Below are 9,093 nucleotides of genomic sequence, written 5' to 3'. Positions count from 1 at the left end.
CCAATGGCGGTCCCACCGGTCGCCCTCGCCGCGACGACGGTCCCCGTAATGCCTGTCGCGCCTGCGCCAACGGTCGCCCCGGCGGTGCCCGGCACTGTCGCGGGCGGGCCCGCCGCACCGCTGACCCTCGCTGGCACGTCGTCGCCAAACCAACGCCAGCCCATTGCCGCTCCCAATGTCCTGCCCACGCCAGCGGTCGCCGCTTCCAGCGCGCTCCCCGACGAATCGCCGCCCCGATATGCGCCGGAATCACCCGCAGATCCGGCGAATCCTGCCCCAACGCCATCGCCAGTTACGCATGACACTGCGCTGCCGACGGCGCAAAACCCGATCGCCGAAGCTCCGCCCAGTGCGTCGCCAGCAGGGCCTGCGGTACCCGTTGCCAAGACCGCGCCAGACGCCATCGCCGCGACCGTCGTTCCGGCGGAGAACTCGGCCACGCCAGCGGCCCGGCCCGCCGTGCGTGCGCGGCGCGATCATGCCGATGCCGAGGTTGAAACGCCCGACCAAAGCAGCCCCGCGATGGCGGCCGTAACGCCACCACCAACGCCGACGGATGCGACAGGCGGCATTCCCGCGACAGCGCAGCCCTCACCACCCCCGCAAACCGCCGCGCAAGACACCACGCGCGCCGCCCCCGCAAGCGCCCCCGCCCCGCGCGAGGTCAGCGTTTCCGCAATCGTTCCGCCAGCCGATACCGGGCTCAGCACCCCACAACCTTCGCTCGCCAGCAACCCGGCTCCGATCCTTCCGACGCCTGGGCTAGCCGCCCCGGCCGATGCGCCGCAAAACCCGCGCAACGCAGACCTCCCGCCCGGTCAGCCCGCCGGCACTGCTGCGGCGGCAATGGTCGCACCAACGGCGGTTGGCGCGCGCGCGCCGATCGCTACCGCCGCCCCCCGTACGCTGATCTCCGCGCAACCGGGCCGGATCGGCCGCGAAACCGGCGTGGCGATTGCGCATCGCATCGGCACGGGTGGCGATGAGATGACGCTGCACCTCAGCCCGGCCAGCCTCGGCCGGATCGAGGTCAAGATCGCGTTCGAGGATGGCAGCCTGCGCGCCACGCTGCGCGCCGACAATCCCGCCGCGCTCGACCTGCTGCGCCGGGACAGCACCGATCTGTCGCGCGCGCTCGATCAGGCGGGGGTGCGCTCGGACTCGGCCAGCCTTTCCTTTCAGGGGCGCGGTGCCGACGGCCAACCGGCCGGGTCGCGCCAGCAATCGCCCTTCGCCGACTTCGCCCAACGCGGGCAACAGGCCGATTCCCCGGCCACACCCATCCCCGATTCCTATCAGCCGCTGCGCACCAGCAGCCGTGTCGACTTTCTAGCATAAGGGACCATCGCGATGACCACGACGACCGCCATCGGAGCCACCAGCCCCACCGCCGCAACGACGGCGACCGCCGCTGCGCCCGCGACCGGGATCAAAGCCGATTTCAACATGTTCCTGAAATTGCTCACCGCGCAGATGCAGAATCAGGATCCGCTGAGCCCGATGGACACCTCGCAATATACCCAGCAGCTGGTGCAATATTCGCAGGTCGAGCAATCGGTCCAGCAGAACACGACGCTGAACTCGATCCTGAGCAATTTGAACAATCAGGGCCTGACCCAGGCGTCGGGCATGATCGGCCGCAGCGTTACCATCAATTCTGATGTCGCCGGCCTTTCCGCCGGAACCCCTGCGAGCTGGAGCTATTCCGCCACGCTCCCCGTTTCGACGCTAACCTCGTCGATCACGGATGCGACGGGAAAAGTGGTGATGACCGGGCCGATGACGCCGACTGCGCAAGGAACCTTGTCGTGGGATGGCAAACTGGCCGATGGATCGACCGCGCCTGCCGGCAGCTACACGCTGGCGCTCACGGCGACCGATGCGGCGGGCAATCCGGTTCCGGTGACCATCCATGCCCAAGGAACGGTGCAGGAAGTCAGCTCCGCCAACGGTGCATTGACGCTCAAGGTCAATGGCGCACCCTACACCAGCGATAAGTTGCTCGGCATTGCCGCAGCCAGCAACTGAATCAAAGAAAATCGCAATAATGTTTGAAGAAATTTGAATTTATACTATATTAAAAGTGAGATCTGCCCGCGTCAGCCCCCAATTACTCCGGCAGATCTCACCCCATAATCAAAATTATCTATAAGTTGCAATGTGTAGTATAGACGCGCTCTTTATTGAGCGCATCTATTGCGGAATGCGACTCAGCGCGCTGCGGACGCCCCTGTCCATGGGCGCGATGCTTCCATCACCCCACGCGGCAACGCCGGATCGATCGTGAAATCATCGACCAAACAGCCCTTAAGATCAGCGGGCAGCGCCAGCATCGCCAGGCAATCGGCGATCGCGGGATCGTCACACGGGCCGATCGTATCGACGACATCTTCGAAGGTCGCACCGGGGGCCATCAGGCCGCGGCTCAAGGCCGCGTTCCACAAGGCGCGGGTGTTGACGACATCGATGGCAATGCTGATTCGGTATCGATCGCCTTGGCTGACGCCAGGGTTGGTATAAGCCGACATAGCTTGATGGTCGCTCAGATCCACTCGCACTCTCCCCCCAACGCGATCGCCGCGAACCGCAGCGAACGACCACGATCTAGCGAAGGCGAGCGATCGGCCGAATTGAGGGCAACCCCTTAGGTTGGAAACCCGGTATTTCCCTCGAAGCGATTCTGTTCTATTATAGGACGGTTCGCGTTCCAGGTAACGCAAGTGGCGCTTAAGAATGTCGGGGTGATCCGGGCGAGGCCCGGACCGAAGCTCAGGCCCGACCCGCCAGTTCCTTGTTCAGCCACAAGGCCGCCAGCGTCGCGAGTGCGCCCGACAGCAGATAGCCACCCGCCGCCGCCAGCCCGAAGTGCGACGACAGGAACAGGCCGACCAGCGGCGCAAAGCCTGCTCCGACCAGCCATGCCAGGTCCGACGTCAACGCAGCGCCGGTATAGCGGAAATCGCCCGAGAAATTGGCCGCCACTGCGCCCGACGACTGGCCGAACGACACGCCGAGCAGCACGAAACCAAGCGCCATGAACAGCACTTCGCCGGCTTCGCCAGCGCCCAGCAATTGCGGCGCGAACCCGGAGAACACCGCGATTGCCACTGCCGACGCGCCGAGCAGCGAGCGACGCCCGAACCGGTCCGCCAGATAGCCCGAGGCGACAATCGCAAGCACACCGATCACGCCACCCAGCACTTCGATCACCAGGAAGCGCTCCGGGCCGCCGCTGGTGTAGAGGAACACCCAGGACAGCGGGAACACCGTGACCATGTGGAACAAGGCGAAGCTCGCCAGCGGTGCGAAGGCACCGATGACGATCGTACGGCCCTGCCCGCGTACCGTCTCCAGCACCGGAGCGGGCTGCAGCGCGCGGCTTTCGAACATGTCCTGATAAGCCGCCGTGCTGACGATGCGCAGCCGTGCGAACAGCGCGACGACGTTGATCGCAAAGGCGACGAAGAACGGATAGCGCCAGCCCCAATCGAGGAAATCCGCCGCCGACAGGCTGCTCGTCAGATAGGCGAACAAAGCGGCGGCCACCATCAGGCCCAGCGGCGCGCCAAGCTGCGGAATCATCGCATACCAGCCGCGCCGATTCTCGGGCACGTTGAGCGCCAGCAGCGAGGGCAAACCGTCCCAGGCACCGCCGAGCGCAACGCCCTGGCCGATACGGAACAGGCCGAGCAGGATCGCGGCATAAACGCCGACCTGCGCGTAACCGGGCAGGAAGCCGATCGCCACGGTCGACCCGCCAAGCAGGAACAAGGCGATGGTCAGCTTGGTGCCGCGCCCAAAGGCGCGGTCAATCGCGAGGAACAGGAACGACCCGATCGGACGGGCGATGAAGGCGAGCGCGAACAGCGCGAAGGAATAGAGAGTCCCCGTCAGACGATCGACATAGGGGAAGACCAGCGTCGGAAACACCAGCACCGAGGCGATCGCGTAGACGAAGAAGTCGAAAAACTCCGACGTACGCCCAATGACGACGCCAATCGCGATTTCGCCCGAGGTGATTTCGCCGTGCTCGGCATTGATTCGGCCGACATCGGCTTCGATCGCGCGCGAGGTAGGCGTGGTGGCTGCAGTCATCGGTGTTCGAACTCCCGGCATGATCGCCGAACGCCCCCTCTAAGCGTGCTGCACTGCAGCGGGGATTGGACAAAGTGTCCAATGGGAGGCCCGCTGTCCCGCGCGTATCTGCGCCGGCATGACCCGAACCCCCTTATTCCGCCCCTTGGCGCTGCTTGCGCCTGCCTTGCTCGGTGGGTGCAGCGCCGTCGTGCTGGACCCGGCGGGCGATCTTGCAGTGCAGCAAGGCAACCTCGTGATTTTCTCGACGGTGCTGATGCTGCTGATCATCGTGCCGGTGATGACGCTCATTGCCGTGTTCGCGTGGCGCTATCGCTCGACCAACACCGACGCGCCCTATTCGCCCGAATGGCACCACTCGACCGCGCTCGAACTCGTCATCTGGGCGGCCCCGCTGCTGATCATCATCTGCCTCGGCGCGGTGACCTGGACCAGCACGCATCTGCTCGATCCCTATCGTCCGATCGGCCGCCTCGATGCGGGTCGCGCGGTCGCCGCGACGGCCAAGCCGGTGCGCGTTCAGGTGGTCGCGCTCGATTGGAAATGGCTGTTTATCTATCCCGATTACGGCATCGCGACGGTCAATGAGCTGGCGGCACCGGTCGATCGCCCGCTTCAGTTCGATTTGACCTCATCCAATGTGATGAACGCCTTTTATATCCCGGCGCTGGTCGGCCAGATCTACGCGATGCCCGGCATGACGACCAAGCTGAACGCGGTCGTCAACCATCCTGGCAATTATGCCGGCTTCTCTTCCAACTTCAGCGGCGACGGCTTCTCGGGCATGCGCTTCCGCTTCCATGCAGTGTCGCAAGGCGCGTTCGACCAGTGGGTCGGGCGGATCCGCGCGGGCGGTGGCAGCCTCGATCGGCAGGGTTACCTCAAGCTCGCCGCGCCAAGCGCCAACGTTCCCGTTGCCCGCTTCGCCAGCGTCACCCCCGGCCTGTTCGATGCCGCGGCCAATCGCTGCGTCGCCCCCGGCGAGACCTGCATGAGCGCAATGATGCACGCCGATGCCGGTGAACATCACGCCAATGTCGCCGCTGGCCGTCCGACCCAGAAAATGGCGATGCCGATGGCGGCATCGGCTCCGATCCCCGCTACTACGCAACCTGGCGCTCGCCTGACCGGTGCAGGGCTGCCGATGCCCGGTACCCGCGCAACAGACGTCCCGGCGACCGCCGGCGACCGAAGGACTTTCTGACATGACGTCCCCCCTCCCGCTTTCGTCGCCGTCGATCAGCCCGATCTTCGGCCGTCTCTCGCTCGATGCGTTACCGCTGCACGAACTGCCCGTGCTCGTCGCCTTTGCCGGCGTCGCTGTTGGCGGGATCGCGCTGCTCGCGATCATTACCTATTACAAGGCATGGGGCATGCTGTGGCGCGACTGGTTCACCAGCGTCGACCACAAGAAGATCGGCATCATGTACATCATCCTCGGATTGGTGATGTTCGTGCGCGGCTTCTCCGACGCGCTGATGATGCGCGCGCAGCAGGCGATGGCCTTTAACGGCAACCCCGGTTACCTGCCGCCCGACCATTACAACCAGATCTTCACCGCGCACGGCGTGATCATGATCTTCTTCGTGGCGATGCCGCTGGTCGCAGGCCTGATGAACTTCGTCGTGCCGCTGCAGATCGGCGCGCGCGACGTGTCCTTCCCCTATCTCAACAATTTCAGCTTCTGGATGACGACCGCGGGCGCGGTGATCACCATGATCTCGCTGTTCGTCGGCAACTATGCCCGCACCGGCTGGCTCGCCATGCCGCCGCTGTCGGGCATTGCCGCCAGCCCGGACGTGGGGGTCGATTACTATATCTGGGGCCTGCAGGTGGCAGGCGTCGGCACCTTGCTTTCGGGCGTCAATCTGATCGCGACCATCGTCAAGATGCGCGCGCCGGGCATGACGCTGATGAAGATGCCGGTGTTCGTGTGGACGTCGCTGTGCACCAACACCCTGATCGTCGCCGCCTTCCCGGTGCTGACCGCCGTGCTCGCCTTGCTGTCGCTCGACCGCTATGTCGGCATGCAGTTCTTCACGAACGGCCTGGGCGGCAACCCGATGATGTACGTCAACCTCATCTGGATCTGGGGTCACCCGGAGGTGTACATCCTCATCCTGCCCGCCTTCGGCGTGTTCTCGGAAGTGGTCGCGACCTTCGCCAGCAAGCGCCTGTTCGGCTATACCTCGATGATCTATGCGACGATCGTCATCACGATCCTCGCCTATCTCGTCTGGCTGCACCACTTCTTCACCATGGGCTCTGGCGCCAGCGTCAACTCGTTCTTCGCGATCACCACGATGATCATCTCGATCCCGACGGGCGCGAAGATCTTCAACTGGCTGTTCACCATGTATCACGGCCGCATCCGCTATGAGCTGCCGATGATGTGGACCGTCGCGTTCATGCTCACCTTCGTCATCGGCGGCATGACTGGCGTTCTGCTCGCCGTGCCCCCGGCCGATTTCGTGCTGCACAACTCGCTGTTCCTGATCGCGCATTTCCACAACGTCATCATTGGTGGCGTGGTGTTCGGGATGTTCGCCGGCATCAATTACTGGTGGCCCAAGGCGTTCGGCTTCACGCTCGATCGCGTGTGGGGCAAGCGCCAGTTCTGGCTGTGGGTGGTGGGCTTCTGGTTCGCCTTCGCGCCGGTCTATGCGCTCGGCCTGATGGGCGTGACGCGTCGCCTCAGCCAGTTCGACGATGCCTCGCTGCAGCCCTATTTCCTGGTCGCAGGGTTCGGCGCGCTGCTGATCCTGGCCGGCACGGGCGCGATGTTCGTCCAGTTCTTCGTCAGCTTCCGCAACCGTGAAAAGCTGCGCGACGTGACCGGCGATCCCTGGGATGGCCGCACGCTCGAATGGTCGACCTCGTCGCCGCCACCGGACTACAACTTTCCCTTCACGCCCGTCGTCTATGACAATGATGCGTGGTGGGACATGAAGCGGCGCGGCTATGTCCGCCCGACCACCGGCTTCCGCAAGATCCACATGCCCAAGAACACCGGCACCGGCGTCATCCTCGCGGGGCTCAGCGTCGCCTTCGGCTTTGGCATGATCTGGTACATGTGGTGGCTGGCGGTCGTTTCGCTGGTCGGCATCTTCGCCGTCGCGATCGGCCACTCATTCAACTACAAGCGCGACTTCTACATCCCGGTCGAGGATGTGGTCCGCACCGAGGATGAACGCACCCGCCTTCTCGCCGGCGAAGGAGTTTCGGCATGAGCGCGCAGACCTTCGAAGCGACCGCCAACGGCGAGACCCCGCTGTTCTACGAAGTCGAAGAGCATCATCATCCCGAGGGCAGCAGCACGATGCTGGGCTTCTGGATGTACCTGATGAGCGACTGTCTCATCTTCGCCATCCTGTTCGCCTGCTATGCCGTGCTCGGCCATAGCTATGGCGGCGGCGAAGGGCCGAAGCAGTTGTTCGAGCTGCCGCTGGTCGCGCTCAACACCGCGATGCTGCTGTTCTCGTCGCTGACCTATGGCTTTGCCATGCTGACGATGGAACGCCCCGGCGCCAGCGTCCGCGCGGTGCAGGGCTGGCTGATCGTCACCGGTCTGTTCGGCCTCGCCTTCCTGTGCATCGAGCTCTACGAATTCTCGAACCTGATCCATGAAGGTGCGGGCCCGTGGCGCAGCGCGTTCCTGTCGTCCTTCTTCACGCTGGTCGGCACGCACGGTCTGCACGTCACCGTCGGCCTGATCTGGCTGGTCACGCTGGTCGCGCAGATCGGCATGCACGGCCTCGGCCAGGCCAATCGCCGTCGCCTGATGTGCCTCAGCATGTTCTGGCACTTTCTCGACGTCATCTGGATCGGCGTCTTCACCATCGTCTATCTCATGGGAGTGCTCGGATGAGCGCCGATACGCTGCACAATTCGGCTCATGGCCACGATCATCACGACCATGAGCACGCCCATGGCGAGGCCCCGCACGGTTCGCTGCGCGGCTATATGATCGGCTTCATCCTGTCGGTGATCCTGACCGCGATTCCCTTCGCGCTCGTGATGACCGGCAAGCTCGACGCCACCACCACCGCGGTCATCGTGCTGTCCATGGCGGCGATCCAGGTCGTCGTGCACATGGTGTTCTTCCTGCACATGACCACGACGGCGGAGGGCGGCTGGTCGTTCCTCGCTTTGCTGTTCACCGTCATCGTCATCGTCATAACCCTGTCCGGATCGATCTGGGTGATGTATCATATGAACGCCAACATGATGCCGGCCACCCCGGCCGCTATCGCCGAGTCCATGAGCCAGCAATGAGACGATCCCCTGCGACGATCGCGTTTCTGCTGATCGTCGCAGGTTTGCTCTGCGCCGGTCTGGTGGCGCTGGGCGTGTGGCAAATCGAGCGGCGCACCTGGAAATTGGCGCTGATCACCCGGGTCGAGCAGCGTATTCACGCCCCCGCCTCCCCGGCTCCCGGCCCCGACCGCTGGGCCCACATCACCGATGACAGCGACGGCTATCGCCATGTGCAGGTGCGCGGGCGCTACCGCGATGACCGACCGACCTTCGTCCAGGCCGTCACCGAGCGCGGCCCCGGATTCTGGGTGATGACGCCGCTCGTCACCGATCGCGGCTTTACCGTGCTGATCAATCGCGGCTTCGTGCCAACGCGCAACGCGGTTCCCCCCGGCGGCACCGCGACCGTCACCGGCCTGTTGCGGTTGACGGAACCGAAGGGCGCATTCTTGCGCTATAATGATCCTGGGACGAACCGCTGGTATTCGCGCGACGTCTCGGCCATTTCCACGGCGCGCGGGCTCGGTCCTGTCGCGCCCTATTTCATCGATGCCGATGCCGGGCCGGCCACCACAGCCCCGGTGGGAGGCCTGACGGTCGTGCGCTTCACCAACAACCATCTGGTCTATGCGCTGACATGGTTTGCGCTCGCGGTGATGGTTGCGGGGGCGGCGGCGATGCTGCTCCGCCCCGCCCGCCGCCCGGCATGAGTCCGCCCGCGTCCGTCGATACAACCGAACG

Annotated in this window: 9 protein-coding genes; 7 read left to right on the top strand and 2 right to left on the bottom strand. The window is 64.5% G+C overall.

Annotation, left to right across the window (positions count from 1 at the left end):
* Positions 1 to 1,338 (top strand): flagellar hook-length control protein FliK (locus ON00_RS14595; protein ID WP_211207127.1); only part of this gene is annotated, 1,338 nt, incomplete at its 5' end.
* Between the two features lie 12 nt (positions 1,339 to 1,350).
* Entirely contained in the window at positions 1,351 to 2,028 is a 678-nt protein-coding gene (locus ON00_RS14590) for a flagellar hook assembly protein FlgD (RefSeq protein ID WP_010406970.1), read from the top strand.
* Between the two features lie 182 nt (positions 2,029 to 2,210).
* Here ON00_RS14590 and ON00_RS14585 read toward each other — a convergent pair whose 3' ends face one another.
* The gene (locus ON00_RS14585; RefSeq protein WP_010406969.1) at positions 2,211 to 2,552 is read right to left on the bottom strand and encodes a hypothetical protein; all 342 of its coding nucleotides are present in this window, start codon (positions 2,550 to 2,552) and stop codon (positions 2,211 to 2,213) included.
* A 217-nt stretch (positions 2,553 to 2,769) separates the two neighbouring features.
* Positions 2,770 to 4,095, bottom strand: coding sequence for an MFS transporter (locus ON00_RS14580; protein ID WP_010406968.1), 1,326 nt, complete (start codon positions 4,093 to 4,095; stop codon positions 2,770 to 2,772).
* Positions 4,096 to 4,213: 118 nt separating this feature from the next.
* Between ON00_RS14580 and cyoA the strand changes: the two genes are divergently transcribed.
* The 5 genes from cyoA to ON00_RS14555 are packed head-to-tail and all read left to right on the top strand — an operon-like array spanning position 4,214 to position 9,062.
* Complete coding sequence (gene cyoA / locus ON00_RS14575; RefSeq protein ID WP_050810924.1) at positions 4,214 to 5,299, top strand: ubiquinol oxidase subunit II; 1,086 nt, start codon at positions 4,214 to 4,216, stop codon at positions 5,297 to 5,299.
* 1 nt (position 5,300) lies between these two features.
* Positions 5,301 to 7,325: a cytochrome o ubiquinol oxidase subunit I gene (gene cyoB, locus ON00_RS14570; RefSeq protein ID WP_010406965.1), complete on the top strand. Its 2,025-nt coding sequence runs from the start codon at positions 5,301 to 5,303 to the stop codon at positions 7,323 to 7,325.
* The gene (cyoC, locus tag ON00_RS14565; RefSeq protein ID WP_010406962.1) at positions 7,322 to 7,963 is read left to right on the top strand and encodes a cytochrome o ubiquinol oxidase subunit III; all 642 of its coding nucleotides are present in this window, start codon (positions 7,322 to 7,324) and stop codon (positions 7,961 to 7,963) included. The genes cyoB and cyoC overlap by 4 nt, the downstream gene beginning before the upstream one ends.
* The gene (gene cyoD, locus ON00_RS14560; protein WP_010406961.1) at positions 7,960 to 8,370 is read left to right on the top strand and encodes a cytochrome o ubiquinol oxidase subunit IV; all 411 of its coding nucleotides are present in this window, start codon (positions 7,960 to 7,962) and stop codon (positions 8,368 to 8,370) included. Before cyoC ends, cyoD begins: the two co-directional genes overlap by 4 nt.
* Positions 8,367 to 9,062 (top strand): SURF1 family protein, encoded by a 696-nt coding sequence (locus tag ON00_RS14555; RefSeq protein ID WP_010406959.1) that lies wholly within the window; start codon positions 8,367 to 8,369, stop codon positions 9,060 to 9,062. Before cyoD ends, ON00_RS14555 begins: the two co-directional genes overlap by 4 nt.
* Positions 9,063 to 9,093 lie beyond the last annotated feature (31 nt).

It is taken from the genome of Sphingomonas echinoides ATCC 14820 (assembly GCF_000241465.1).
Taxonomy (GTDB): Bacteria; Pseudomonadota; Alphaproteobacteria; order Sphingomonadales; family Sphingomonadaceae; genus Sphingomonas; species Sphingomonas echinoides.
Note: the sequence above shows the minus strand (reverse complement) of the source record. Positions and strands in the feature narration are given on the sequence as shown.

Bases quoted from the DNA above. Each gene is read 5' to 3' on its own strand.
- cyoB (WP_010406965.1), top strand. From the start codon at position 5,301: ATGACGTCCCCCCTCCCGCTTTCGTCGCCGTCGATCAGCCCGATCTTC.
- ON00_RS14580 (WP_010406968.1), bottom strand. From the start codon at position 4,095: ATGACTGCAGCCACCACGCCTACCTCGCGCGCGATCGAAGCCGATGTC.
- ON00_RS14555 (WP_010406959.1), top strand. From the start codon at position 8,367: ATGAGACGATCCCCTGCGACGATCGCGTTTCTGCTGATCGTCGCAGGT.
- cyoA (WP_050810924.1), top strand. From the start codon at position 4,214: ATGACCCGAACCCCCTTATTCCGCCCCTTGGCGCTGCTTGCGCCTGCC.
- cyoC (WP_010406962.1), top strand. From the start codon at position 7,322: ATGAGCGCGCAGACCTTCGAAGCGACCGCCAACGGCGAGACCCCGCTG.
- ON00_RS14590 (WP_010406970.1), top strand. From the start codon at position 1,351: ATGACCACGACGACCGCCATCGGAGCCACCAGCCCCACCGCCGCAACG.
- cyoD (WP_010406961.1), top strand. From the start codon at position 7,960: ATGAGCGCCGATACGCTGCACAATTCGGCTCATGGCCACGATCATCAC.